The sequence below is a fragment of the Cyanobium sp. LEGE 06113 genome, assembly GCF_015207615.1.
Map to the genome: position 1 here is coordinate 46,821 of NZ_JADEWM010000010.1, position 23,985 is coordinate 70,805.

Annotated in this window: 25 protein-coding genes and 2 pseudogenes; 8 read left to right on the top strand and 19 right to left on the bottom strand. The window is 70.2% G+C overall.

What is annotated here, in order from left to right; genetic code table 11:
- Window positions 1-13: 13 nt before the first annotated feature.
- From IQ220_RS14155 to pheS, 3 genes are all read right to left on the bottom strand, one after another.
- Entirely contained in the window at window positions 14-676 is a 663-nt protein-coding gene (locus IQ220_RS14155) for a winged helix family transcriptional regulator (protein WP_193915933.1), read from the bottom strand.
- Window positions 673-1,632: an NAD(+) kinase gene (locus IQ220_RS14160; RefSeq protein ID WP_193915936.1), complete on the bottom strand. Its 960-nt coding sequence runs from the start codon at window positions 1,630-1,632 to the stop codon at window positions 673-675. The genes IQ220_RS14155 and IQ220_RS14160 overlap by 4 nt, the downstream gene beginning before the upstream one ends.
- A 71-nt stretch (window positions 1,633-1,703) precedes the next feature.
- Window positions 1,704-2,693, bottom strand: coding sequence for a phenylalanine--tRNA ligase subunit alpha (gene pheS, locus IQ220_RS14165; protein ID WP_228009268.1), 990 nt, complete (start codon window positions 2,691-2,693; stop codon window positions 1,704-1,706).
- 141 nt (window positions 2,694-2,834) lie between these two features.
- Here pheS and surE point away from each other — a divergent pair, with 141 nt between their 5' ends.
- Window positions 2,835-3,656, top strand: a complete 822-nt coding sequence (gene surE / locus IQ220_RS14170) for a 5'/3'-nucleotidase SurE (protein WP_193915943.1) — start codon at window positions 2,835-2,837, stop codon at window positions 3,654-3,656.
- Here the strand turns inward: surE and IQ220_RS14175 are convergent.
- Complete coding sequence (locus IQ220_RS14175; RefSeq protein ID WP_193915946.1) at window positions 3,641-4,222, bottom strand: DUF3611 family protein; 582 nt, start codon at window positions 4,220-4,222, stop codon at window positions 3,641-3,643. The genes surE and IQ220_RS14175 overlap by 16 nt on opposite strands.
- A 76-nt stretch (window positions 4,223-4,298) precedes the next feature.
- On the opposite strand from IQ220_RS14175, the gene IQ220_RS14180 reads away from it, so the two are divergent.
- From IQ220_RS14180 to IQ220_RS14195, 4 genes are all read left to right on the top strand, one after another.
- Entirely contained in the window at window positions 4,299-5,321 is a 1,023-nt protein-coding gene (locus IQ220_RS14180; RefSeq protein ID WP_193915949.1) for a bifunctional riboflavin kinase/FAD synthetase, read from the top strand.
- 121 nt (window positions 5,322-5,442) lie between these two features.
- Window positions 5,443-6,609: a thiamine phosphate synthase gene (locus IQ220_RS14185; protein ID WP_370566498.1), complete on the top strand. Its 1,167-nt coding sequence runs from the start codon at window positions 5,443-5,445 to the stop codon at window positions 6,607-6,609.
- 63 nt (window positions 6,610-6,672) lie between these two features.
- Entirely contained in the window at window positions 6,673-6,903 is a 231-nt protein-coding gene (gene thiS, locus IQ220_RS14190; RefSeq protein WP_186699023.1) for a sulfur carrier protein ThiS, read from the top strand.
- Window positions 6,904-7,009: 106 nt separating this feature from the next.
- The gene (locus IQ220_RS14195; RefSeq protein ID WP_370566503.1) at window positions 7,010-7,921 is read left to right on the top strand and encodes a DUF1517 domain-containing protein; all 912 of its coding nucleotides are present in this window, start codon (window positions 7,010-7,012) and stop codon (window positions 7,919-7,921) included.
- Here IQ220_RS14195 and larB read toward each other — a convergent pair.
- From larB to IQ220_RS14215, 4 genes are all read right to left on the bottom strand, one after another.
- Entirely contained in the window at window positions 7,890-8,621 is a 732-nt protein-coding gene (gene larB, locus IQ220_RS14200; RefSeq protein ID WP_193915967.1) for a nickel pincer cofactor biosynthesis protein LarB, read from the bottom strand. The two genes, IQ220_RS14195 and larB, sit on opposite strands and share 32 nt — an antisense overlap.
- 85 nt (window positions 8,622-8,706) lie before the next feature.
- Complete coding sequence (locus IQ220_RS14205; protein ID WP_370566499.1) at window positions 8,707-9,264, bottom strand: TIGR03792 family protein; 558 nt, start codon at window positions 9,262-9,264, stop codon at window positions 8,707-8,709.
- Window positions 9,261-9,758: a 2-C-methyl-D-erythritol 2,4-cyclodiphosphate synthase gene (ispF, locus tag IQ220_RS14210; protein ID WP_186699029.1), complete on the bottom strand. Its 498-nt coding sequence runs from the start codon at window positions 9,756-9,758 to the stop codon at window positions 9,261-9,263. Before ispF ends, IQ220_RS14205 begins: the two co-directional genes overlap by 4 nt.
- 113 nt (window positions 9,759-9,871) lie before the next feature.
- The gene (locus tag IQ220_RS14215; protein ID WP_193915970.1) at window positions 9,872-10,333 is read right to left on the bottom strand and encodes an NfeD family protein; all 462 of its coding nucleotides are present in this window, start codon (window positions 10,331-10,333) and stop codon (window positions 9,872-9,874) included.
- Between the two features lie 154 nt (window positions 10,334-10,487).
- On the opposite strand from IQ220_RS14215, the gene IQ220_RS14220 reads away from it, so the two are divergent.
- Complete coding sequence (locus IQ220_RS14220; RefSeq protein ID WP_193915973.1) at window positions 10,488-11,366, top strand: SPFH domain-containing protein; 879 nt, start codon at window positions 10,488-10,490, stop codon at window positions 11,364-11,366.
- Between the two features lie 2 nt (window positions 11,367-11,368).
- Here IQ220_RS14220 and trmD read toward each other — a convergent pair whose 3' ends face one another.
- The 3 genes from trmD to era are packed head-to-tail and all read right to left on the bottom strand — an operon-like array spanning window position 11,369 to window position 13,630.
- Window positions 11,369-12,076: a tRNA (guanosine(37)-N1)-methyltransferase TrmD gene (gene trmD, locus IQ220_RS14225; protein ID WP_193915976.1), complete on the bottom strand. Its 708-nt coding sequence runs from the start codon at window positions 12,074-12,076 to the stop codon at window positions 11,369-11,371.
- A gap of 5 nt (window positions 12,077-12,081) precedes the next feature.
- Complete coding sequence (locus IQ220_RS14230) at window positions 12,082-12,606, bottom strand: phycobiliprotein lyase (protein WP_193915979.1); 525 nt, start codon at window positions 12,604-12,606, stop codon at window positions 12,082-12,084.
- 37 nt (window positions 12,607-12,643) lie between these two features.
- Complete coding sequence (gene era, locus IQ220_RS14235; RefSeq protein WP_370561764.1) at window positions 12,644-13,630, bottom strand: GTPase Era; 987 nt, start codon at window positions 13,628-13,630, stop codon at window positions 12,644-12,646.
- Window positions 13,631-13,814: 184 nt separating this feature from the next.
- On the opposite strand from era, the gene IQ220_RS14240 reads away from it, so the two are divergent.
- Window positions 13,815-14,342, top strand: coding sequence for a hypothetical protein (locus IQ220_RS14240; RefSeq protein ID WP_193915982.1), 528 nt, complete (start codon window positions 13,815-13,817; stop codon window positions 14,340-14,342).
- Between the two features lie 164 nt (window positions 14,343-14,506).
- Here the strand turns inward: IQ220_RS14240 and IQ220_RS14245 are convergent, their stop codons facing one another.
- From IQ220_RS14245 to IQ220_RS14265, 5 genes are all read right to left on the bottom strand, one after another.
- Window positions 14,507-15,244, bottom strand: a complete 738-nt coding sequence (locus IQ220_RS14245; RefSeq protein WP_186699039.1) for a Bax inhibitor-1 family protein — start codon at window positions 15,242-15,244, stop codon at window positions 14,507-14,509.
- 89 nt (window positions 15,245-15,333) lie between these two features.
- Complete coding sequence (locus IQ220_RS14250; RefSeq protein WP_186699041.1) at window positions 15,334-16,353, bottom strand: PhoH family protein; 1,020 nt, start codon at window positions 16,351-16,353, stop codon at window positions 15,334-15,336.
- Window positions 16,350-16,748, bottom strand: a complete 399-nt coding sequence (gene rpsP, locus IQ220_RS14255) for a 30S ribosomal protein S16 (RefSeq protein ID WP_186699043.1) — start codon at window positions 16,746-16,748, stop codon at window positions 16,350-16,352. Before rpsP ends, IQ220_RS14250 begins: the two co-directional genes overlap by 4 nt.
- 55 nt (window positions 16,749-16,803) lie before the next feature.
- Window positions 16,804-18,285 carry a signal recognition particle protein gene (gene ffh / locus IQ220_RS14260; protein WP_193915985.1) on the bottom strand — a complete coding sequence of 494 codons (1,482 nt, stop codon included), beginning with the start codon at window positions 18,283-18,285 and terminating at the stop codon, window positions 16,804-16,806.
- A 79-nt stretch (window positions 18,286-18,364) separates the two neighbouring features.
- Entirely contained in the window at window positions 18,365-18,763 is a 399-nt protein-coding gene (locus tag IQ220_RS14265) for an IMS domain-containing protein (protein WP_370566500.1), read from the bottom strand.
- Window positions 18,764-20,630: 1,867 nt separating this feature from the next.
- On the opposite strand from IQ220_RS14265, the gene pdhA reads away from it, so the two are divergent.
- Complete coding sequence (gene pdhA, locus IQ220_RS14270) at window positions 20,631-21,761, top strand: pyruvate dehydrogenase (acetyl-transferring) E1 component subunit alpha (protein ID WP_193915991.1); 1,131 nt, start codon at window positions 20,631-20,633, stop codon at window positions 21,759-21,761.
- A 21-nt stretch (window positions 21,762-21,782) separates the two neighbouring features.
- Here the strand turns inward: pdhA and IQ220_RS14275 are convergent.
- From IQ220_RS14275 to IQ220_RS14285, 3 genes and pseudogenes are all read right to left on the bottom strand, one after another.
- Window positions 21,783-22,696, bottom strand: a pseudogene (locus tag IQ220_RS14275) (histone deacetylase).
- 32 nt (window positions 22,697-22,728) lie between these two features.
- Entirely contained in the window at window positions 22,729-23,655 is a 927-nt protein-coding gene (locus tag IQ220_RS14280) for a sigma-70 family RNA polymerase sigma factor (protein ID WP_193815352.1), read from the bottom strand.
- Between the two features lie 120 nt (window positions 23,656-23,775).
- Window positions 23,776-23,985 (bottom strand): annotated as a pseudogene (locus IQ220_RS14285) (hypothetical protein); the annotation flags it as partial.

Consider the following 23,985-nt stretch of genomic DNA (forward strand, 5'->3'; position numbering starts at 1 on the left):
CGCGCCAGCCCCATCAGACCCCTCCCGCAGGCGGCTGCCGCTCGCTGAGGCAATAGCCCTGGCCGCGCACGGTGTGGATCAACCGCCTGGCACCGCCCTCCTCCAGCTTCTGGCGCAGGTAGCGCACATACACCTCGATCACGTTGCTGCTGGTGGCCTGGTTGTCGTCCCATACCTGGCGCAGGATCTGTTCGCGGCTCACCACAGTGCCTCGCCGCTCCAGCAGCAGCACCAGCAGGGCGTATTCCCGCGCCGTGAGGGCCACATGGCGCCGGCCGCGCCGCACGTCGCGGGTGCTGGGGTTGAGGGTCAGGTCGGCCACCTGCAGCAGCTGGGTGGGCACCACCAGGCTCTGGCGCAGGCTGAGCTGCAGCCGCAGGCGCATCAGCAGATCGCTCGGGCCGAGGCTGGACAGCCAGAAGTCGTCGGCGCCGGCACTGAGGCAGTGGGCGCGGGCCTCCACCGTGTCCTCGCCGATGTTGAGCAGCAGGGGGGTGGCGCCGAACCGTTGCCGCAACGCCGGGATCCTCTCCGCCTGGGAGGCCGTGAGCACCACCACATCGGGCCCGGCGCTGCCGGAGCTCTGCGGCTGCCAGAGGGCGTAGCCCGAGGCCTGCAGCCGCGGTCCCAGCGCTTGCGCCTCAGCCCCCAGCAGCCAGACGCTGGCCGGAGTCATGGCCGAGCTTCGCGGCTGGCCATCGGCTCGTCGCCGGAGAGGGGCTCGAGCTCGTTGCCGGGCTTGGCCACGTGGGGCAGCCCCCAGCCCAGCTTGTTGCGCAGCACCTGGAAGAACTCGTGGTCATTGAGGCGCACGAAGCGGGCCGCATGCTCGCTGCGCCGGATCAGCACCCGGTCTTCCGGCCAGATGTAACAGCCGGCGCTGCCGTCCACCACCATCATCAGCCGCTCGGGGGTGGCCGGGAAGATCGTCACCGGTTCCCGGTCGCTGAACACCAGCGCCCGCGAGGCCAGCGAGTGAGGGGCGATCGGCGTGAGTTGCAGCACCGGGCAGTCCGGCGTGATCACCGGGCCGCCGGCCGAGAGGGCGTAGGCCGTGGAGCCTGTGGGGGTGGAGAGGATCACGCCGTCGGCGGCGATGTCCACCGGGGCGTGGCGGCCGATGGCGATCTCGAAGTGGCACATCGAGGTGAGCGGCTCGCGGTGCAGGGCCATCTCGTTAAGGCAGAGCACCTCCCAGCGCCGCTGCTCGCTGCGCAGCACGCTCACCACCTGAAGGGTGCGCTCCTCCACCGTCCAGCTGCCGGCGATCACCTGTTCGAGCACCTCGTCCAGCTGGTGCAGATAGGCCTCGGCCAGGAAGCCCAGGTGGCCGGTGTTGATCGTGAGGATGGGCACACCGATCGGTGCGGTCTGGCGGGAGGCCGAGAGCACCGTGCCGTCGCCGCCCAGCACGATCGCCAGCTCCAGTTCCTCGCTGAAACTGGCCGGCACGCACGCCGCGTAGCCCTTGGCGCGCATCTGCTGGTCGGGATTGGCGAAGCCCACCATGCCGCCGGAGCTGCTCACCCGCAGCACCTCGCGACCGCTGGCCGTCAGACGCGCTTCGATGGCATCCGCCGTCTTCACGGCCAGGTGTTTGCCGTCATTGACGATCAGTCCGACTCGGGGCACCGATCGGTGGGCAGGGGGCTGCCTGAGTTTATGGGCGCTGAGCCTGACGGCCGGCGCGGAGCCGCTGGTGATCAGAACTGCTCCAGGAAACGCAGATCACTGGTGTAGAGCCGGCGGATGTCGTCAATCCCGTGGCGCACCATGCAGAAGCGCTCCACGCCGAGGCCGGCCGCAAAGCCACTCCAGCGCTCCGGATCAAGGCCCATGCCCGTGAGCACGGCCGGATCCACCATGCCGCAGCCCATCACCTCCAGCCAGCGGCCCCGCCACTGCACATCCACCTCGGCGCTCGGCTCGGTGAACGGGAAGTAGCTGGCCCGGAAGCGCACCGGCAGGTCGCCGAAAAAGCGCTGCAGGAAGGCCGTCACCGTGCCGCGCAGGTGGCTGAAGTCGAGCCCCTCGTCGATGGCCAGCACCTCCACCTGGTGGAACACCGGTGAGTGGGTGGCATCCACCGCATCGCGGCGGTAGACGCGGCCCGGGGCGATCACCCGCACCGGCGGCGGGTTGGTCTCCAGATGGCGGATCTGCACCGGCGAGGTGTGGGTGCGCAGCAGGCGGCCGTCCTGGAGGTAGAAGGTGTCCTGCATGTCCCGGGCGGGGTGATGCTCGGGGATGTTGAGGGCGGTGAAGTTGTAGTAATCGCTCTCGATCTCGGGGCCCTCCGACACCCGGTAGCCGAGGCCGGAGAAGACGTCCACGATTTCCTCGATCGTGCTGATCAGCGGGTGGCGATGGCCGGGCGGCACGTAGCTGCACGGGGCCGTGACATCGAGGCTTTCCCTGGCGATGCGCTCGGCCATGGCCGCGGCCTTGACGGCCCCCAGCCGCTGGGCCAGCAGGCCCTGAAGCTGTTCCTTGAGCACGTTGGCCCGCTGGCCCACCAGGGGACGTTCGGCCCCGGGCAGGCGGCCCATGGCCCCGAGCACGGCGGAGAGCTTGCCTTTCTTGCCCAGCAGGCCCACCCGCAGATCCTCCAGGTCACTGGCGCTGGTGGCGGCGCCGATGGCGGCGGCGGCCTCCGCCTCCAGGGCTTCCAGCTGGCCGTTGAGCTGCTCCAGGCTGACCGCGGCAGGGCCTGAGCCGGCGCCGGAGGCCGAGCCGGCGCTGGAGCTGGAGGTGGCGGAGGAGGCGGCGCTCACGGCGTTCGCAGGCTCGATGGGCAAGGTGGAGACTGTACGGAGCAGCCCCGACGTGCGCCGATGACCCCCCTGAGGATCCTGATCAGCAACGACGACGGGGTCTTTGCGGATGGCATCCGCACCCTGGCCAACGCGGCTGTGGCCCGCGGCCATGAGGTCACGGTGGTGTGCCCCGACCAGGAGCGCTCCGCCACCGGCCATGGCCTCACCCTCCAGACCCCCATCCGGGCCGAACGGGCCGATGAGCTGTTCGACGACGGCGTGACCGCCTGGGCCTGCAGCGGCACCCCCAGCGACTGCGTCAAGCTGGGCCTGTTCTCCCTGCTGGAGAGCTGGCCGGATCTGGTGCTCTCCGGCATCAACCACGGCCCCAACCTCGGCACCGATGTGCTCTATTCCGGCACGGTGAGTGCGGCCATGGAGGGCACGATCGAGGGCCTGCCCTCGCTGGCGGGGAGCAGCGCCGATTTCCAGTGGCGCCAGTTCGTGCCCGCCGCCGCCATCGCCCTCGATGTGGCCGAGACGATGCTGGCCGAAGGCTGGCCCGCCAGCATGCTGCTCAATCTGAATGTGCCTCCGCTGCCGGCGGAGAGCCTGGGGCCCCTCCGCTGGTGCCGCACAGCGGTGCGTCGCTACACCGACCAGTTCGACCGCCGCGTCGACCCCCGCGGCCGCACCTACTACTGGCTGGCGGGGGAGGTGGCCAACGACCTGGAGGCGAAAGTGGCGGGACCCGCCGACTGGCCCGTGGATGTGGCCCACGTTCACGGCGGCGGGGTGTCCCTGTCACCGCTGCAGCCGGAGCTGTTCTGGCGCGGCGCCACGCTGGACCTGCCCCAGCTGGATCTTCCCCGGGATGACCAGCTTCAGGTGGGCCTGTAAATCCGCTGCAGCAGCCAGAGGCTGATCCCCAGGCCGATCAGGTGAGCGAACAGCACCTGGGTGTTGCCCAGCACCGAGAACATTTCGATCGAGGTGATCGGCAGGCCGATCAGACGGCCGCCTCGTCCGGCCTGACCCTGCACCTGCGCCCCGAAGAAGCCCGGCACCTGCTGGGAGGCCTGCACGAACAGGCTGCCGGCCATGGCCTGGTAGCCCACGGCAGCCAGTGTCAGGCCGGACAGATCGATCAGCAGGCCGCGTTTCACCAGCCGGCCGGTCTCGCCGCGGCTGGGCCGCACCGGGCTGGCCAGGGCCCGGCCGCAGCGCACCACCAGCCAGCTCTGCCACAGGCAGCCGAGCAGCAGCAGAAACGAGAGCGTGGTGAGGGAGATTCCCGGGCCCAGCCCCAGGGCGCGGGAGGAGTCGGCGGCAAGCCGTCCGCCGATGTTGTTGAACACCAGCACCCCCACCACCACCACGGCGAGCACCAGCTGGGTCCAGAACCGTACCCAGCCCACACGCCGCAGAGCGGCGGACATCTGCTGCAGATCGAGGCGGTCAGCCATGGGTGCACTGAAATTCCCCCCCAAAGGTGCCATGGGAGGATCTGGGCGGCCTGCCCCGGCGTTGGGATCTGTCGCGTTGATACCGCTGCGAACCCCCCAGGAGGCCCAGCGCCCCACCGCCATTGCCCTTGGCAGCTTCGATGGTCTGCATCGGGGCCATCGGCGCGTGATCGCGGCCGTGGCTGGCGAGGGCCGCTCCGACGCCGCCGTGCCGGCCCTGGTGCCCACGGTGGTGAGTTTCTGGCCCCATCCCCGCGAGGTGCTGCATGGCGACACGCGCCTGCGGCTCGATCTGCCCTCGGAGAAGCTCGAGCTGCTCGGTCCCCTGGGCATCCACCAGCTGGTGCTGGTGCCCTTTGATCGCCGCCTCGCCGCCCTCGACCCGGAGGCCTTCGTGGACCAGGTGCTGGTGGGGCAGCTGGATGCCCGCCGCATCGCCGTGGGCAGCAACTTCCGCTTCGGGGTGGGCCGCCAGGGCGACACCGACACCCTGATGGCCCTGGGGTCGGCCCGGGGTCTCACGGTGACGGTGCTGCCGATGCTCAGTGACGGCGGCGATCGGCTCAGCAGCAGCCGGATCCGCCGGGCCCTCGCCGCCGGCGATCTCGCCGAGGCGGAGCGGTTGCTGCAGCGGCCCTACCGCTTCAGCGGCCAGGTGGTAACTGGCAAGGGGCTGGGGCGGGGTCTGGGCTGGCCCACCGCCAATCTGCGGGTGGACGGGCGCAAGTTCCTGCCCAAGGAGGGCGTCTATGCCGCCCGGGTTCAGCTCAATGGCCAGCTGGAGGGCCAGCCCACGCCAGACGGCCGCTGGCTGCCCGCCGTGATGAACCTCGGACCCCAGCCCACCGTGGACCCCCAGGCCAGCTCAGCCGTGGAGGTGCACCTGCTCGATCAGGACCTGCAGCTGGGCGGGCTCGAGCTGCGGGTGGAGCCCGTGGCCCTGCTGCGCAGCCAGGAGCGCTTCGCCGACCTGGCCGCGCTCTGTGCTCAGATCGGCCGCGATGCCGCGGCCGCCCGCAGCCTGTTAGCCGCCGGGGTAGGCGTGGGTCAGGCCCCAGCCCATGAAGGCGGCGATGCCGCCCAGCAGCAGAATCCCTGACACGAGCACCAGCATCGGGCTGTCCGAACCGCCTTGATCCATCGGGGCCTCGGGTTGGGCCAGTCGACCCGATCAGAACCTCCAACCTAGACAGGCCTGACCGGCCCAACTTCAGCCGGTTGTGCTGATTTCACCACGCCGCCGCCCCATGGCCCTTCCCGATCCCCACCCAGGCCCCAGCAGTGCCCAGGAGCAGCCCCAGGACGCCTGCGCAGCCCAGGAGTCTGCCGATGACCTGGCGGTGCGGCGCCTGATCGACGCCAATCTCGATCGGGCCCGCGAAGGCCTGCGGGTGCTGGAGGACTGGGCCCGCTTCGCTCTGGAGCGCGCCGACCTGGTGAGCCGCACCAAGGACATGCGCCAGACGCTGGGGCGGCTGCACCGCGACGCCTACAAGCTGGCCCGCCACACCGCCAGCGACTCCGGCGCCGGCCTCGGCCACCCCGCCCAGGCGGAGCGCCGCCAGCCCGCCCAGGTGGTGGCCGCCAATGCCGCCCGGGTGCAGGAGGCCCTGCGGGTGCTGGAGGAGTTTGGCCGCAGCAGTGATCCCCCCCTGGCCGCGGCCGCCGCGGCCATCCGCTACGGCCTCTACGACCTGGAGGTGGCCCTGCTGCAGGGCAGCCGCGATGGGGCCCGCCGCCGCCAGCTCCTGGCCCGCTGCCACCTCTATCTGGTGACCAGCCCCATGCCCGAGCTGGAGGCGATGGTGGCCGCCGCCCTCGACGGCGGCGTGCGGCTGGTGCAGTACCGGGCCAAGCCCGGCAGCCCTGGCCCCGATGGTGCCCCGCTCAGCGACGGGCAGCGGTTGGAGCAGGCCCGCGCCCTGCGGCGCCTCTGCTCCGACCATGGCGCCCTGTTCCTGGTGAACGACCGCATTGATCTTGCCCTGGCGGTGGATGCCGATGGGGTGCACCTGGGCCAGGACGACCTGCCGCCCGCCGTGGCACGGCGACTGCTGGGGGAGGGGCGGCTGATCGGCCGCAGCACCCACGCCCTGCCCCAGCTCCAGCAGGCCCTGCGGGATGGCTGCGACTACGTGGGCGTGGGGCCGGTGCAGGCCACCCCCACCAAGCCGGGCCGGGCCCCGGTGGGGCTCGAGTACGTGCGCCAGGCCGCGGCGGCCTGCCCGATTCCCTTCTTCGCCATCGGTGGCCTGGGCCTGGAGACGATCCCCCAGCTGCAGCGGGTGGGCGCCGAGCGGATCGCGGTGGTGCGGGCGATCACGGAGGCCGCCGACCCCGCCGCCGCCAGCCGTGCCCTGCTCACTGGCCTGGGTCGGCCCAGTTGAGCCAGGGGCGTGGAGTCCCCTAGCTTCAGAGCCCTGAGGCCCATGGGGGGCCAGGCGATCACCATGCCCCTAGAGGATCCCGGCGCCGCCATCACGATTCAGCTGAACGGTGAAGCCCGCCAGTGCCCCGCGGACCAGAGCCTCGAGCAGCTGCTGCCCCAGCTGGGCTACCGCCCCCAGCTCGTGGTGGTGGAATTCAACGGCACGATCCTGCCGCGTCAGCACTGGGCTCAGCAGCAGGTGGTGGAATCCGATGTGCTGGAGGTGGTCACCATCGTGGGAGGTGGTTCCTAGATTTTTCCCACTCGCACCGGCCCTGTTGCCGCTTTCCAACTCCCCCAAGCCCACCCAGGCCCTCTCTGGCCAGCCACGCTGGCGCCGCAGCTGGTGGCGTCGCACGGTGAGCCTGCTGGCCCTGCCCGCCCTGGTGATCACGCTGTTGCTCTGGGCGCCTGAACCCTCAATGGCGGCCCGGGGCGGCCGCATCGGCGGCGGCAGCTTCCGCGCCGCCCCCTCCCTGCCCCGCGGCGGCGGCGGCGGCGGCTTCGGTGGCGGCATGCGCGGCGGTGGTGGCATGCGGGGTGGCGGCATCGGCTTCCCCTTCCTGATTCCGATCTTCGGTTTCGGCGGTGGCGGCCTGTTCGGCTTCCTGATCCTGATGGCCGTGGTGGGCCTGATCGCCAATGCCCTGCGCGGGGTCGGCGGCGGCAGCCCCTCCCTGCCGGGCGGTTCCGGCTACGCCCCCCGGGTGGATGGCCCGGTCACGATCAGTCAGCTGCAGGTGGGCCTGCTGGCCTCGGCCCGCGATCTCCAGAACGACCTGCGCGCCCTGGCTGGCCGCGCCGACACCGGATCCACCAGTGGGCTGCAGACCGTGCTGCAGGAAACCACCCTCTCCCTGCTGCGTCATCCAGACCTCTGGGTCTATGCCAACGCGGAAGTGGGCCAGGTGCCCTTTGCCAGCGCCGAGTCCACCTTCAACCGCCTCTCCATGGCGGAGCGCAGCAAGCTCGATGCCGAGCTCACCACCAACGTGGCGGGCCGCCGCTCTGCAGGCGCCGCTTCCGCCGCTGGTGACAGCGATGCCGGCAACGATTTCATCGCCGTGACCCTGCTGGTGGCCTCGCGCCAACGCCTCACCATCAAGGGAGCCTCCACGGCTGAAGAACTGCGTCAGTCACTGCAGGTGCTCGGCGGGGTGGCCAGTTCCGATCTGCTGGCGATTGAAGTGATCTGGCAGCCCGATGGCACCGGAGACGTGTTCAGCACCGAGGAGCTGCTCACGGCCTACCCCCAGCTCCAGCACCTCTGAGGATGCGCAGGGCGGCCATCGCCGCCCCGTAGCCGTTGTCCACATTCACCACCGTGAGCCCCGGGGCACAGCTGGCCAACATGCCGTGCAGGGCCGCCATGCCGCCCGCGCTGACGCCGTAACCCACCGCCACGGGAACGCCGATCACGGGCTGGGGCAACAGGCCGGCCAGCACGGTCGGCAGGGCCCCCTCCATACCGGCGCAGGCGATCAGCACGTCCATCGATCGCAGCAGCGGCAGCTGATCCAGCAGGCGGTGCAGTCCCGCCACGCCCACATCCAGCACCAGCTCGGCCCCCACCCCATGGCACTGCAGGGCCAGGAGCGCTTCGCTGGCCACGCCCAGATCACTGCTGCCGGCCCCGAGCACAGCCACCCGGGCGGTAGCGGCGCCGGCAAAGGCCTCCCCCGGCTGCGGGGATGCGCCTGGCTCCGAGGATGCCGGCGTCGCGAAGGTGAGGCAGCGGGCCTCGGAGTGATAGCGCAGGGCCGGCGTCTCCAGCAGGGCGGCCACGGCTTCGCCCTTCTGCGGCGACACCCTGGTCACCAGCAGCACCTCGCCGGCATCCCAGAGCTTGGAGGCAATGGCGGCGATCTGCTCGGCGCTCTTGTGCTCACCCCACACCGCTTCCACCATGCCGAGACGCTGGCGGCGCTGCAGGTCGAGGCGGTGGTCCAGGGCGGGCGTGGGTTCGTTCATGGCCGGGGTGCTGTCAGGGCTTGATCCACACCATCTCCATCAGATCCAGCAGTCGTCGGCCTCGCTGAGGGCGCATGAGAGGGCCTCAGTCATCGGCTGGGACGTCGCGCTGGAGACCGGGCTGTCGTTCCAGCTGGGGCTGCGGCTGAAGCTCAGCGGCATAGAGCAGCGGAAAGGGATTGGCAGCCTCGCTGCCGGTGTCGCTGCTGGTGAGCTCACGGGCCAGCCGCTCAAAGCGCTCCTGCACCTCGCCCACTTCAGCCATCGGGATCGCCTTCCACTGCTCCAGGCTGGCCCAGCGGATCAGCAGGGTGCCCTCCTGCCGCTCAGGATCCCAGAACAGCTGCCGCCCCAGGAAGCCCTCCTGCTGCTTCAGCCAGGGCCCCCAGCTGGCCGCTTCGGCCTGCAGCCAGGCCTCGCGGTGCTGGGCCTTCACCCCCAGCCGCAGCAGTTCCACAACGCCGGTCTCGGCTGTGGTGGTGGGGGAGGAGGTGCTCATGGGGGCCCGGGCCGCAGCGGGTGAACTGATCCCGCCGAGCAGTGCGGCCAGCAGCAGCACCAGCAGCAGCCGTCGCAATGGCCTCGGCGGGCCGGTGAGCCTAGGCAGGTCGTCTCGCGGCACTGGCTTGCGGGGTGCGGTCACGGTCGTTGCAGCAGGGCCACGGCGTGGCAGGAGATGCCCTCCTCGCGGCCCTCGGCCCCGAGCCGCTCATTGGTGGTGGCCTTGACGCCCACCTGGTCGTCATCGAGGCCGAGTCGAGCGGCGATGGCGGCGCGCATGGCCGCGATGTGGGGCTTGAGTTTCGGGCGTTCCGCCACCACCACACTGTCGAGATTCACGATCCGCCAGCCGCGTTCCCTCACCAGGGCCATCACCTGCTCCAGCAGCACCAGGCTGTCGGCCCCCTTCCAGCGGGCGTCCTCCGGCGGGAAATGCTGGCCGATGTCGCCAAGGGAGAGGGCCCCGAGCAGGGCATCCATGATGGCGTGCACGAGCACATCGGCGTCACTGTGGCCGTCAAGACCCAGGCCCTCGGGATGGGCGAGCCTCTGGCCCCCCAGGATCAGGGGCCGACCCGGCACCAGGCGATGGATGTCGTAACCATTGCCGATCCGCAGGGCCGGGGGGGCTGTCATGGCGTTCACAAGGGGGGCAGGCCGTAGCTCCGAGTCTGCTCCGCACCCTGGAGTCGCTTCGCTGGGCTGGCCGCGCTCAGGTTGAGAGGGTTGGCCTGCCGCCCGGTTTGGAATCAGTGCCCTGACTCACCCGGCAGCTCGCCTGGAGCCGCGTCCGGCAGCACCTGCAGCCGGTTGCCGTCGCGGCCCATCACGGTCACCGCGCTGCCGGGTTGCAGTGTCCGGCTGGTTTCGAGGTTGGTGGCGGCCCAGCTCTGGCCCTGCCAGCGCACCCGCCCCTCCGCCGTGCCCTCGAAGCCGCTGATCACTGCGGCCCGCTGGCTGTGGCCGCTGGCGGGGATCGAGCGCTCACGGCTGCGCCGTTCCCAGCCCCGCAGCGCCAGCAGCCCCAGGCCGCTGAGCACGGCAAAGGCCACCACCTGCAGCAGCGGCGGCCAGGGCAGCAGGGCACTCAGCGCCGACACCACCAGAGCCGCGACCGCCGCCTCCAGCAGACCATCGAACTCAGCCCCGAGCCCTTCGAGGCCGAGCAGGGCCAGGCCCACCAGCAGCCAGATCACCGATGCCAGTGCCATGGGTCAGGGAATGGGGCGAATCCATGCTGGCCTGGTGCCAGGGCAGACGGTGGCCCGGGACGCCCAGGCCGGCAGGCAGACCTAGCCTGATCAGGGCCAGGTCTGCCCTGACGTAGCGCCTGCCCCCTGCTCTCCCCTCAGTCCCCTGCTCCCCATGGAAGCCCTGTTCAGCCTGCCGGCCCTGGTGGTGATGGCCTTTCTGGGCTTCAACAGCGTCAAGGTCACCAGCGGCGGCCAGTCGCGGCTGGTGGAGCGTCTCGGCAAGTACGACCGCCAGCTGCAGCCGGGCCTCTCCTTCGTGCTGCCCGTGGTGGAGAAGGTGGTGAGCCACGAGTCGCTCAAGGAGCGGGTGCTCGACATCCCGCCCCAGCAGTGCATCACCCGCGACAACGTGTCGATCGAGGTGGATGCGGTGGTGTACTGGCAGCTGCTGGAGCACTCCCGCGCCTATTACGGCGTCGACAACCTGCAGGCCGCCATGGTGAACCTGGTGCTTACCCAGATCCGGGCCGAGATGGGCAAGCTCGACCTCGATCAGACCTTCACCACCCGCCAGGAGGTGAACGAGGCCCTGCTGCGCGAGCTGGATCTGGCCACCGATCCCTGGGGCGTGAAGGTGACCCGGGTGGAACTGCGCGACATCCATCCCTCCGCCGGGGTGCAGCAGGCGATGGAGCAGCAGATGACGGCCGAGCGCGAGAAGCGGGCCGCGATCCTGCGCTCCGAGGGTGTGCGCGACAGTGAACTCAACGCCGCCCGGGGCCGGGCCCAGGCGCTGCTGCTGCAGGCCGAGGCGGAGGCCAAGCAGCAGAGCCTGCAGGCCGAGGCCCGCGCCGCCGCCGCCACCTGCCTGGCCAGGGCGATCGCCGCCGACCCCGCCGCCGCCGAGGCCCTGCGGCTGCTCCTGGCCCGCGACTGGATGGAGATGGGCGAACAGCTCGCCCATGCCAAGGGGGGCACTGTGCTGATGGTGGATCCCCAGAGCCCGGCCTCGCTGCTCACAGCCCTCAGGGGCCTGCAGGAGAAGGGCTGAGCTCAGCCGCCGCCGGAGTCGCCGCTGGCCTGCTGCCAGCGGCTGTAGAGGTCGGGCCGGCGCTCGCGCGTGCGCTGCTGTTGCTGCTCTTGGCGCCAGCGGGCGATGGCGCCGTGGTCGCCGCTGCGCAGCACCTCCGGCACGCTCATGTCCCGGAAGCTGGCAGGGCGGGTGTAGTGGGGATGCTCCAGCAGCAGGGCACTGTGGCTCTCGTCGTCGAGGCAGGCTGCCGTGCCCACCGTTCCCGGCAACAGGCGCACCACGCCGTTGATCACCACCGCCGCCGGCAGCTCGCCGCCGGTGAGCACGAAATCGCCGATCGACACCTCCTCGTGGGCGAGGCTGCGGATGCGCTCATCGAAGCCCTCGTAGTGGCCGCAGAGCAGCACCAGCTGGTCGTGCTCCGCGGCCCAGCGGCGCAGGTCGCCCTGACCCAGCGGCACCCCCTGGGGGCTCATCAGCAGCACCCGGCGCCGTGGCAGCACCGGGATCGCCTCCACCGCGGCGAACACCGGTTCGGGCTTGAGCACCATGCCGGCGCCGCCGCCGTAGGGCACGTCGTCGACCTTGCGGTAGCGATCACTGGCGTGGTCGCGGGGGTTGTGCACGTGCAGCTCAGCGATGCCGGCGGCAAAGGCGCGGCCGATCACGCCCAGACTGAGCAGCGGCGTGAAGGCCTCCGGTGCGAGGCTGACCACATCGAGGCGCATGGCCGTCAGCCGCCGCTGGCCGGCTGGCTCACCCGGCGGATCTCAGTGCTGAAGCTGGCCTGTCCGGGGGTGCCGTCGCTCTGGCGCTCCACCGTGCTGCGCAGGCGCAGGTTGGGCTTGGTGAACCAGATCCGCTCGCGTACCTCGCGATCGCCCTGGCTGAGCCACAACTCCAGGCTGCCATCGGGCCACAGCTGCCAGTGGCCCTCCAGGCCGCCGGAAGGGCCCGCTGCACTGGAGCCCTCTCCAGAGGCGCTGCTGCTGAAGAGGCCGTCGGCGCTGAACAGCAACTCCCTGGGTGGTGCGTTCCTGGGCCCCACCCGCAGGCCACCGGGGCCGTCGTCGGTGGGCTCCAGGAAGGTCACCAGCAGTTCGCCGCGCTCGCTGCTGTGCCATTCATCGCCGTTGGCTCCCTCCTCCTCGACCACCTCGCCGAGGGCAAACTGGCTGCGCAGGCCCATCCACTCACCGGCGCAGAAGCGCAGGAAGGCTCCGATCTCCTGGGGCGGAAAAGCTGGGGTGTCGCTCATGGCCCCATCCTCTCAGTCGCCTGCCCCTGCGTGGCCCTCAGTCGCCCCGGTAGCCCAGCTCCGCCAGGCGGGCGGCGTTGCGTCGCCAGCCCGGCACCACCTTCACGAACAGCTCCAGGTACACGGGGCCGGAGAACACCTTCTCCATCTGCAGCCGGGCCCCCTGGCCGATGGTCTTGAGCATGCGGCCCCCCTTGCCGATCAGGATGCCCTTCTGGCTGGAGCGCTCCACCAGCACCGTGGCCAGCACGGCGGTGCGGGGACCGTCGTCCACCACCCGATCGATGCTCACCGCCACCGAATGGGGCACCTCCTCGCGGGTGTGGGTGAGCACCTGCTCGCGGATCAGCTCGGCCATCAGCAGCTGCTCGGGCTGGTCGCTCACTGCATCGGCCGGGTAGAGCTGGGGGCCGGGGGGCAGGTCCTGGCTGAGGGCATCCACCAGCTCCGTGGTGCCCTCGCCGCTGAGGGCGCTCACCGGGTGCAGGGGCCAGCCAAGCGCCTGGCTGCCTCCGGGGCTGGCGAAATCCCCCCGACCGGCCAGCAGGTCGCGGTAGCTGCCCGCCAGGGCCGCGGCCTGCTCGGGCGGCACCAGATCGTGCTTGTTCAGGGCCAGGTGCACCGGGGCGCGGCAATGGCGCAGCAGTTCCACGATGAAGCCATCGCCGCGGCCGGCCGGCTGGCTGCCATCCACCAGCAGCAGCACCACATCCACCTCGCCGATGGCACTGCGGGCCGTCTTCACCAGGCGCTCGCCCAGCAGGTGGTGGGGCTTGTGGATGCCGGGGGTGTCAAGCAGCACCAGCTGGGCCGCCGCGGTGGTGAGGATCGCCCGCAGCCGGTTGCGGGTGGTCTGGGCCACCGGCGAGGTGATCGCCACCTTTTCCCCCACCAGTTGGTTGAGCAGGGTGGATTTGCCCACGTTGGGCCGCCCCACCAGGGCCACGAAACCGGAGCGAAACGGGCCCTCCGCGGGGGAGGGCTGCAGCATCCGGGCCGATTCGGCTGGATCTGGAATCGGCAGCAGCACGCCTTCGGCCGCCTGTGCTTCAGCAGTCGCGTTCAGCGTCGCGTCAGTTGTGGCATGGCTGGACTCGCTGGTGGACACGGTGGCTGGCAGGGCCTTCCCAGTCTGGGCATGGCCAGCGGCAGCGGCGCCCGGATTCCATAACCTCAGAGATCGCTGGACCCCTCCCATCGCGATCGCCATGACCACCACACCCCTTGAACCGACTTTCCAGCAGGCCATGGAGATCACGGCGCAGTGGCTGGCGCTCTGGGAGAACGGCGAGCTCAGTGATGAGGTGCTCGCCGATCGACTCGGGGAGCTGGTGGCGAGCCGGGATGGGGCCCGCGGTTTCTTCGTGGTCAGCCTGGTGGGCGACTGTCCGCTGATGGACCGGCTGCCCGAGCCGCTGGTGCTGCAGCTGAGGGCTGCGGGGGCGGGAGTGGTGGATCTCACCGCCCGCAATCTGGCCATGAGCACCGCCATGGCCCTGCACCACGGCCGCGCCGACGATGCTGAACAGCAGCAGGCCTCGCTGCGGGTGGCCAGCCGCTGCACCGAGCTGCTGCGCCTGCTGGAGCCCCTCGGTGTCAAGGAGAGGCTGGAAACGCTGCTGGCGGCCGCCGCCGCTGCCGAGGGTGAGGATGTGGCCTTTCTCGATCGCTGGGGTTACGACGCCGAGCAACGCCAGGCCATCGCCGCAGTCGTGGAGGCCGTGGCGGAGGGGTGAGCGGCTGAGGGCAAGGCCAGTGTCCGGTGTCGGCCTCTGCAGTTCCCAGAAAAAAGCGCCCCTGGGGGGCGCAAGCGGCTTGAAAAGCCTGGGATGACATCAGTGGAGCGATGACATCAGTGGAGCAAGGAAGTGGAACACTGATGTCACTCTCCAAGGGATGGTCAGTCGCGACGGCCACCGCCCTGCAGGGCGATGATCAGCCGCAGCAGGAAGATGAAGAGGTTGATGTAGGTGAGGTACATCCCCAGGGCGCCGGCCAGGTACTGGTCGTCGTTGTAGGTGCGGGGCATCGTGTAGAAGTCCACGAAGGCCGCGCCGATGAACAGCACGGTGCCGAAGCCGGCGATCAGCAGCTCAAAGCCGTTGCCCCCGAACATGCCGGGCACGAACAGGCTGCCGACGATCTGCACCACCATGGCGATCAGCAGGCCGATGATGCCCAGGCCCACCACGGCGCTGAGGGCCTGGCCGACGCTGTCGCTCATGCGGCGGCCCGCGAAGGAGGCAACCACGAAGGTGATGCCCGTGGCCAGGGTGGCCGTGCCGATGGCCCCCACACCGGCCACCGAGAGGGCATAGGCCACGATGCCGCTGAGGGTGAAGCCGGTGATCAGGCTGTAGGCCGCCAGCAGCGGCAGGGCCGTGGCGTTGTTGCCCTTGGTGGCCACGTTCTGGGCCACGAAGAAGAGGATGAAGTTGCCGATCAGGGCCACCCAGAAGAGCGGCATGAACAGGGCCTGATTGGCGGCCATCAGGGCCAGGCCGCCGATCACCCCACCGGCGGTGAGGACCATGCCACCGCCCACGTAGGGAAGGGCCTTGTTGACCACATTGGGGCCCACCAGGGCGCTCGATTGCGCCTCGCGGATGGCCTCCTGGAAATTGCTGCTGGCCGGCATGGCGCACCGGGAAATCGAACTGGGCTCATCCTGGCAGTGCCGGCGCCTCGGTGCCCGTCCCCGTTGGGCTCCGAGAGGTGTGGATCTCCCTATGACGACCGCCTGGGAGGGGCTGGGCTCTGGCGGCGGGCATCGCACTGGGCGTAGGCGGTGACCAGGCGCTGCACCAGCGGGTGGCGCACCACGTCGGCGGCCCCGAGCCGACAGACGGCGATGCCCTCGACCCCCTCCAGCACCTCCGCCGCCTCCTTGAGGCCGCTGGTGACCCCGGGCGGCAGATCCAGCTGGGTGGGATCGCCCGTGACCACCATGCGCGAGTTCTCGCCCAGCCGGGTGAGCACCATGCGCATCTGGGCGGCGGTGGTGTTCTGGGCCTCATCGAGGATCACGAAGGCATCGGCCAGGGTGCGGCCGCGCATGTAGGCCAGGGGCGCCACCTCAATCACCCCCTTCTCCAGCAGCGCGCTGGTGCGCTCGGTGCCCAGCAGGGCATGCAGGGCGTCATAGAGGGGGCGCAGGTAGGGATCCACCTTCTGCTGCAGATCGCCGGGCAGAAAGCCCAGCCGCTCGCCGGCCTCCACAGCCGGCCGGGTGAGGATCAGCCGCTGCACCTTGCGGTCGTTGAGCATGCGCACGGCCAGCACCGTGGCCAGAAAGGTCTTGCCGGTGCCGGCGGGGCCCAGGGCCAGGGTGAGGTCGTGGCGCTCCATCGCCTCCACGTAGGCCTTCTGGCGCAGGGTGCGGGGGCGCAACAGCTGGCCGCTCTGGCTTCTGGCCAGCACCTGCTCGCCCAGGGAGCGGTGCGCGGCCCCCTGGTTGGTGTCGAGGGCCTGCAGGGCCGTCTGCAGATCCACCGGGGTGATGGCCTGGCCCTGCTGCCAGAGCGGGCGCAGCATGTCCACCAGGGTCTGGGCACGCTCGATCTGGCGGGGCCGGCCGCCGATCCACAGCTCAAGGCCATGCAGCACCAGCGAGGCCCCGGTGAGAGCCTCCAGGCGCCGCAGGGTGGCCTCCGCCTCACCGGCAAGAGCCAGGGCGGCGGTGGCATCAGGCAGGGCCACGGAGGCGCCGCTGCGGCCTCCTGGCTCAGCCGCCGGGCTGGAGCTCAAGCCTCGGCAGCAGGCTCGGCGGCGGCTGCCGCAGCGGTCTCTGCCTCAGCTGCGGCAGCGGCCTTGGCCTCAGCGGCCTCGCGGGCCTCCTTCTTGGCGGCGGCCTCCCGCGCGGCGGCCTGCTTGGCCTGGCCCACCACGACAGAGGAGCGCACGGTCTTGGTGACCAGACCGCCCCGCTCGAGCAGGCTCAGCACGGTGGCGGTGGGCTGGGCACCCTGGGCCAGGCGGGCGCGGATCGCCTCGGTGTCGAGGCGGGTCTCCTTGGTGCGGGGGTTGTAGAAGCCGAGCTCCTCGAGCGGTCGACCATCCCGGCGGGAGGTGCTGTTCGTCGCCACGAGGCGGAAGCTCGCTTCCCGCTTCTTGCCGAACCGCTTCAGGCGGAGCTTGATCATCGGGGCCTTGCCGCTAGGTGTCCAAACAAGCAATGTACCCCCTGGCCCGACCTCCCTAGAGCTGCCCGAACCCCTTGCGCTTCTTGGGGGGCTTGTGGGCCTTGCGGCTGCGGCCAGCGGCAGCAGGCGCCCCCATCCCAGGCATGCCGCCACCCATGCCTGGCAAGCCACCCATGCCCGGGAAGCCGCCCATGCCAGGCATTCCCCCCATGCCGGGCATGCCTGGCATGCCGCCGCCCCGGGTCATCTGCTGCATGAAGCCACGCATCTTCTGGAAGTCGGTCAGCACCTTGTCCACCTCGGCGGGGGTGTGGCCGCTGCCGGCGGCGATGCGTCGCCGGCGCGAGGGAGTGGAGGCGAGCAGATCGGGATTCTCCCGTTCGGCGGCCGTCATCGAGCTGATCATCGCCTCGATCTTGCCCAGCTGTTCTTCGCCCTGGCGCAGCATGCCGTCGTCGATCTTGTTCATCCCCGGAATCATTTTCATCAGCCCGCCCAAGGAGCCCATGCGCTTGATCAGGCGCATCTGCTGCACGAAATCGGAGAAGTCGAAGCTGGCTTCCTGCAGCTTCTGCTGCATGCGCGTCACATCGGCCAGCTCCACCTCCTTCTGGGCCTTCTCCACCAGGGTGAGCACATCCCCCATGCCGAGAATGCGGCTGGCCATCCGCTCGGGGTGGAAGGGCTGCAGGGCCTCCACCTTCTCGCCGGTGCCGATGAACTTGATCGGAGCGCCGCTCACCTTGCGGATCGAGAGGGCCGCACCGCCGCGGGAGTCGCCGTCCAGCTTGGTGAGCACCGCTCCGGTGATGCCCACCTGCTCGTGGAAGGCGCGGGTGAGCTCGGCGGCCTCCTGACCGATCATCGAGTCCACCACCAGCAGCACCTCATCGGGGCTGCAGGCCTCCCGGATCCGCACCATCTCCTCCATCATCGAGGCGTCGATCTGGAGGCGGCCGGCAGTGTCCACCAGCACCGTGTCGAAACCCTCGGCCCGCGCCTTGGCGATGCCCGCCGCCGCGATGGCCTCCGGTCTGGCCTCAGTGCCCAGGCTGAACACCTCCACGCCGATCTGGCCGCCGAGGGTGCGGAGCTGCTCAATGGCCGCCGGGCGGTAAACGTCGGCGCCCACCAGCAGCGCCTTGCGCCCCTGCTCCTTGAGGTGCAGGCCGAGCTTGGCGGTGGCGGTGGTCTTGCCGGCGCCCTGGAGGCCGGCCATCAGCACCACGGAGGGCGTCTCCGCCGTCCCCCCAGCGGCCAGGGGGGCGTTTTCGCCACCCATCACCTCCACCAGCTGCTCGTGCACCACCTGGATGAACTTCTGATCGGGGCTGATGCCCCGCACCACCTCGGCACCGACCGCCTTGCGGCGCACCTCGTCGACGAAGTCCTTCACCACCGGCAGGCTCACATCGGCCTCCAGCAGGGCGCGCCGCACCTGTTTCAGCGCCCCTTCGACGTTGCCCTCGGTGATGGCCGCCTGGCCCCTCAGGTTCTTGACGGCGTCTTCAAACCGCTGGGAGAGCTCGTCGAACATCGCGGAGAGGCCGGGGGAGAGGTGGGCGCGGGGGCACCGCTGCCACCGATGGTAAAAACCGGCGTGGCAGGCTCTGGCCTCAGCGCAGGGGCGAGAAGCTCACCACCCGCCAGGTGTCGCCGTCGCGGCCGAACACGTAGCGGTTGCGCAGATCGGCCTGGGCTGCCGGGCCGGCAGGCGCCCCGGCGGCGTTGATGGGCTGGGAGCTATAGCGCAGGCTCACCAGGGCGGCGATGCGCCTGGGGGAGCGCGCTTCGATCGTGAGGTTGGTCACGGTGGTGTTGAGCTTGAGCGTCTGCTGCCTGGCGGCCGATTCGCGGCGCTGTTGCTGCAGGTAGGCGATCTCGCCCTGACGGGCCATGGAGTCGAGCGGAACCGGGCTCTCGCCGCCGGCCAGCACGGCGGCCTTGGCCGCCAGCCAGGTTTCGAGCAGGGCCTGAACCTGGGCCTGGGAGGGCTCTGCCACCTGCAGCGGCACGGGGGGGGGCGGGCTGGGCGGGCGGCGGGGCTGCTGCCTCGGGGCCGGCCGGCGGCGCTGCAGGCTGTGCCGGCGTGGTTTCCACCGGGATCGGCATGGGCTGGGGCCGTGGCCTCAGCAGAGCCCACAGCCCAGCGCCCAGCACTCCGGCAGCCACCACGGCCACCAGGAGGCGACCGCGGCGGCTGCGGGGCAGCCGCAGGCGCCTGCTGTGTTTGCTCAGGTTGAGGCCCTTGGAGCGCCTCCAGCGCGGCAGGGCGACAGCCGGCAGCCGCAGCTCAGGCCTCCGCATCGCGGGGATCCGCAGCGAGGGCAAGGCCATTGAGGGCAGTGCCATCGAAGGCAGTGCCATGGAAGGCAGTGCGCCCCGCAGCCGGGATGTCCAGGAGGCCTTGGCCCCGCTGTCCTCCGAGCTGATGGGCTCTCGATCGCTCTCCAGGCCCAGGGCTGGCTCGACCTCAGGCCACTGCCCCGCCAGGCCAGCCGGAGCAGCAGGACTGTCAGGCCAGCCGGCCTGGCTGAACAGGTCGCCGGCGGGGGGATCGGCCTGAATCAGGGGCTGCGGCAGGCGCTCGATGAACGCCTGCACATCGCGGTCGGCGAAATAGGCCTCCAGATCGGGGTCAGCCTCCAGGTCGCGGTAGCCGCGCAACACGTCTCCCTTGAGCCAGTCGCGGCAGTAGTCGCACAGCTGGGCCAGGGGATCGTCGCTGCGCTGCTCGGCCCACTGCTTCAGTTTGGCGTCCTCACTGGCGCCGCGCCTGAACACCTGCTGGCCTGCCTCCACCTGGCCCAGCAGCAGGTGCAGACAGGCCAGCAGGGGCAGGATGCCGTCCTGGCCGGAGGCCTGCAGCCGCTGCATGGCCGCGGCGATCCGCTCCGGCTTGCGCTGGGCGAAGCCGGAGGCGGTGAGGGCCGTGCTGGCCAGGAAGTCGGCCACGGCCGACTGATCGGCCCAGCGGCTGAACAGGTCCACCTGCTCCTGCACGGTGAGGTAGCCGCGGATCTGCAGGAAGAAGGCCTGGAACTCCTGGGGGCTCATGCCAGCCGAACTGGTTCCCTCGAGGCCGCCCCGTTCCTGCACAAGCTCCTCCAGCAGCTTCAGGCCCTCGGCGCGCTCGTCGCTGGCGGCAAGGCTGCGGCTGAGCAGATCGAGCACGCGGAACGGTCGCAACTGGGCGAGCTCCTCGGCCACCCGCTGTCGCAGGGGAGGGTGCTGGCCCATGCGCTGCAGCAACTGCAGGCCGTCCCGCAGGGTGAGGGCGGCGGCCTCGTAGCGACGCTGCCGCTGCAGCTCGGCGCCACCGGCCAGGCAGGCCAGGCCAGCCAGCAGGCTGAGGTCGCTTTCGCGGCCACTGCCGAGGGTGGGGGCCTGGGGGGGCTGCAGCAGCCGTCGCGCCAGGCTGAAACACTCCAGCGGCTGATCGGCCTCCAGCAGCAGCAGCAGGCCGCCCAGCTCCCGGCTGGTGGGGATCTCCAGGGCCGCCTGCAGCGGGTGATCCTCACCACCCAGGGCGGTGAGTTCCGACTCGTAGGCCTCGCGGCGGTGGGAGTCGGTGAGCAGATCGGCGCTCAGCCGCAGCAGGGATTCCCGGGCTTGCAGCGTCTCGGCGGTGAAGCCCTGCTCCGGCACCCGGTTGAGGCGCTGCTCCAGGGTGCGCAGCACCGACTGGGCGTCCGTGGTCGGGCTGACACCGAGCAACCGGAAGTGATCGATCGGCAGTTCCAACCCGCGCTGGCCTCAGTGGCCGACTGTAGACAGGGACTCCGGTTTTGGCAGCGGCACGAACACTTCCGGTGCCCAGACCCCGTACAGTTCGCTTCAGGATCCGGCGTTGCCCCAGGCCCGCTTGACGAGCTTTCCCCCATGACCCAGGCAGACACCAGTCGCAACAGTTCGGCGGCCTCCGGCCTGGCCGACTCCGGGGTTCCGGGCTGTTCCGCCGAGTCCACCCACGTGGCGGGTCCCCATGCCGAGCGCCTGGAGAACCTCTATCCGGCCACCCCCGCCACGGTGACGCGGGAGGAGGGCCTGATGCTCTACCGCGACATGACCCTCGGCCGGCGCTTCGAGGACAAGTGCGCGGAGATGTACTACCGCGGCAAGATGTTTGGCTTCGTGCACCTCTACAACGGCCAGGAGGCCGTGAGCACGGGGGTGATCAAGGCCATGAAGGCCCAGCACGACTGGTTCTGCAGCACCTACCGCGATCACGTGCATGCGCTCAGCTGCGGTGTGCCGGCCCGCCAGGTGATGAGCGAACTGTTCGGCAAGGAAACCGGCTGCAGCAAGGGCAGGGGCGGCTCGATGCACCTGTTTTCACGGGAACACCATCTCCTGGGCGGCTACGCCTTCATCGGCGAGGGCATCCCCGTGGCCCTCGGGGCCGCCTTCACCAGCCGCTACAAGCGCGATGCCCTTGGCGATGCTGCCAGTGACTCGGTCACGGCGGCCTTCTTCGGCGACGGCACCTGCAACATCGGCCAGTTCTACGAGTGCCTGAACATGGCCTCGCTCTGGAAGCTGCCGATCCTGTTCGTGGTGGAGAACAACAAGTGGGCCATCGGCATGGACCACAACCGCGCCACCAGCGATCCGGAGATCTGGCGCAAGGCCGCCTCCTTCGGCATGGCCGGGGAAGAGGTGGATGGCATGGATGTGCTGGCCGTTCGGGAGGCAGCCCAGCGGGCGATCCAGCGGGCCCGGGCCGGGGAAGGCCCCACCCTGCTGGAGTGCCTCACCTACCGCTACCGGGGCCACTCCCTGGCCGACCCCGACGAGCTGCGGGCCGAGGCCGAGAAGGCCTTCTGGGCCAAGCGGGACCCGATCAAACGGCTCGGGGGCCAGCTGCTGGAGCAGCAGTTGGCCACGGCCGAGGAACTCAAGGCCATCGAGAAAGAGATCGATGCCGAGATCAGTGAGTGCGTCTCCTTCGCCCTCTCTGCCCCCGAGCCCAACCCCGAAGAGCTCACCCGCTACATCTGGGCCGAGAACTGAGCAGACCAGAACTCAGCACTCCTACAGCCCGTGCAACCGGGCCTGCTCGGCTGCGGCCCGGAACACCAGGCTGTGGCGCTCCACAAGTTCGGGCAGGCTGCCGTAGCCGCCGCCGATCACGCTGGCCACAGCGATCCCGCGGCGCAGGCAGGCATCGAACACGAGGCGGTCGCGATTGAGCAGGCCCGCGTCGCTGAGGCAGAGCTTGCCGAGCCGATCATCGCGGTGGGGGTCGACGCCGGCGTTGTAGAGCACCAGCTGCGGCCGCCATTGATCCAGCAGATCGGGCAAGACATCGCCCACGGCCTGGAGATAGGCGCGATCCTCCAGGCCATCGGCCAGGGGGATGTCGAGGTCGCTGGTCTGCTTGCGCAGGGGAAAGTTGCTCTCTCCATGGGCGGAGAGGGTGAACACCCGGGGCTCGCCGGCGAAAATGGCCGCCGTGGCGTCGCCTGGTGCACATCCAGATCCACCACCATCAGCCGCTGGAGGATCTCCTCCGCCAGCAGCACCCGGGCCGTCACGGCCACGTCGTTGAAGATGCAGAAGCCGCTGCCCTGGGCAGGGAAGGCATGGTGGGTGCCGCCGGCCAGGTGGCAGGCCACGCCATGGCGCAGCGCCAGCCGCGCCGTGAGCAGGGTGCCCCCCACCGATAGCCAGGTGCGCCGCACCAGGGGGGTGGTGGAGGGCAGGCCGATGCGGCGTTGGTCGGCTCTGGGGAGCTCAGCGCGGCTGAAGGCCTGGTGATAGGGCCGGGGATGCACCAGCTCCAGGCAGCGGCGCGGGATGGGCAGCGGTTGATGCAGGTTGGCGGCCGGCGCCAGGTCCAGGGTCTGCAGGCGCTCGAACAGCAGCCTGAACTTGGCCATCGGAAAGCGATGGTCGCTGGCCAGGGGGGCCGAGTAGGCGGGGTGATAGACGAGTGGCGGAAGCACCCTGCCGGTTCAGCCAGGCGTGAAGGGCTGTTCTAGAGGCTGCTGGGGGTGCGGCGGGTGAGATTGCGCAGCTTGCGCAGGGCCTTGAGTTCCACCTGGCGCACCCGCTCGCGCGACACGTCCAGTTGACGGCCGATCTCCGCCAGGGTGTGACGTTCGCAGCCCTCCAGCCCGAACCGCAGCTGCAGCACGTGGCGCTCCTGCTCGCCCAGCTGGTTCAACCACTGCTGGAGCTGCTCCTGGTTGAGGCCTCGCTCGACCCTGTCCAGGGGCTCCTCCTCGCTGGAGTCGGCGATCAGGTCGCCCAGGAAACTCCTGCCCTCATCGCCGTTCACCGGTGCATCCAGACTGGAGGTGGTGAGGGACTGGCGCAACAGGCCATCGAGCTCATCGAGGGGCATGGCCATGGCCTCGGCGATCTCCTGGCGGCTGGGCATGGCTCCGAGCTTGTGGGCCAGCTCCAGGCTCACCTTGCGGATCGCGCTCAGCCGCTCGCTGAGGTGCACCGGCAGGCGGATCGTGCGTGACTGGCAGGCGATCGCCCGGGTCATGCTCTGGCGAATCCACCAGAAGGCATAGGTGGAAAATTTGTATCCGCGGGTGGGATCGAACTTCTCGACGGCGCGCTCCAGGCCGAGGGATCCCTCCTGAATCAGATCGAGCAGCTCCAGACCCTTGCCCTGGTATTTCTTGGCCACGCTCACCACGAGGCGAAGATTCGCCTTCATCATGCGTTGCTTGGAGCGCTGGCCCACCCGCACCAGCTTTTTGTCGTGGTCGGAATAACTGGCGGAATCGCTCTCCAGGAGCCGCATCAACACCTGCACCTGATTGCCCAGCTCGATCTCCTCGGCCGGCGTCAGCAGGGGTTCCCGGCCGATGCTGGCGAGATACCAACTGATCGGATCACTGCTGCGTCTGCGGCTGTGATCACTGGCCCTTTGGGTGGTGGCGTTCATCAGGACGGCCAGTCGAGGCATAAGACTATCCACGCCAAATGGGGGGATCCGGTGTCATTTCAGTAACCCTTTAGGTTTTGCTTGCAAAAGCACACGGTTGTTGTGGCCGAAGTCACACCGTCAGGTTTCTGCTGCTGCCCAGGAGGGTTCGCCCTGGCCGCCTGGCGCCGGATCGAGGCCCGCCAGGGCGGAGGCGATCGCCATCGGTGTGCAGTGGCCGGGGCCAGCGCCTGCGCGCGCCCTCAGACCCGCCTGGGCGTGGGCCAGGGCCGCTGCCGCCAGCACGGCTGGATCGGCCTGGCCGCAGGCGGCGATGGCCTGGGCGCCAGC

What these genes read in the sequence shown, in the direction of transcription:
- thiS (WP_186699023.1), top strand. Translation starts at nt 6,673, where the DNA reads ATGCCCCTAGAGGATCCCGGCGCCGCCATCACGATTCAGCTGAACGGT.
- IQ220_RS14245 (WP_186699039.1), bottom strand. Translation starts at nt 15,244, where the DNA reads ATGCCGGCCAGCAGCAATTTCCAGGAGGCCATCCGCGAGGCGCAATCG.
- IQ220_RS14220 (WP_193915973.1), top strand. Translation starts at nt 10,488, where the DNA reads ATGGAAGCCCTGTTCAGCCTGCCGGCCCTGGTGGTGATGGCCTTTCTG.
- trmD (WP_193915976.1), bottom strand. Translation starts at nt 12,076, where the DNA reads ATGCGCCTCGATGTGGTCAGCCTCGCACCGGAGGCCTTCACGCCGCTG.
- ispF (WP_186699029.1), bottom strand. Translation starts at nt 9,758, where the DNA reads ATGACAGCCCCCCCGGCCCTGCGGATCGGCAATGGTTACGACATCCAT.
- ffh (WP_193915985.1), bottom strand. Translation starts at nt 18,285, where the DNA reads ATGTTCGACGAGCTCTCCCAGCGGTTTGAAGACGCCGTCAAGAACCTG.
- IQ220_RS14230 (WP_193915979.1), bottom strand. Translation starts at nt 12,606, where the DNA reads ATGAGCGACACCCCAGCTTTTCCGCCCCAGGAGATCGGAGCCTTCCTG.
- pdhA (WP_193915991.1), top strand. Translation starts at nt 20,631, where the DNA reads ATGACCCAGGCAGACACCAGTCGCAACAGTTCGGCGGCCTCCGGCCTG.
- IQ220_RS14280 (WP_193815352.1), bottom strand. Translation starts at nt 23,655, where the DNA reads ATGAACGCCACCACCCAAAGGGCCAGTGATCACAGCCGCAGACGCAGC.
- IQ220_RS14215 (WP_193915970.1), bottom strand. Translation starts at nt 10,333, where the DNA reads ATGGCACTGGCATCGGTGATCTGGCTGCTGGTGGGCCTGGCCCTGCTC.
- larB (WP_193915967.1), bottom strand. Translation starts at nt 8,621, where the DNA reads ATGAACGAACCCACGCCCGCCCTGGACCACCGCCTCGACCTGCAGCGC.
- rpsP (WP_186699043.1), bottom strand. Translation starts at nt 16,748, where the DNA reads ATGATCAAGCTCCGCCTGAAGCGGTTCGGCAAGAAGCGGGAAGCGAGC.
- surE (WP_193915943.1), top strand. Translation starts at nt 2,835, where the DNA reads ATGACCCCCCTGAGGATCCTGATCAGCAACGACGACGGGGTCTTTGCG.
- IQ220_RS14240 (WP_193915982.1), top strand. Translation starts at nt 13,815, where the DNA reads ATGACCACCACACCCCTTGAACCGACTTTCCAGCAGGCCATGGAGATC.
- IQ220_RS14175 (WP_193915946.1), bottom strand. Translation starts at nt 4,222, where the DNA reads ATGGCTGACCGCCTCGATCTGCAGCAGATGTCCGCCGCTCTGCGGCGT.
- IQ220_RS14155 (WP_193915933.1), bottom strand. Translation starts at nt 676, where the DNA reads ATGACTCCGGCCAGCGTCTGGCTGCTGGGGGCTGAGGCGCAAGCGCTG.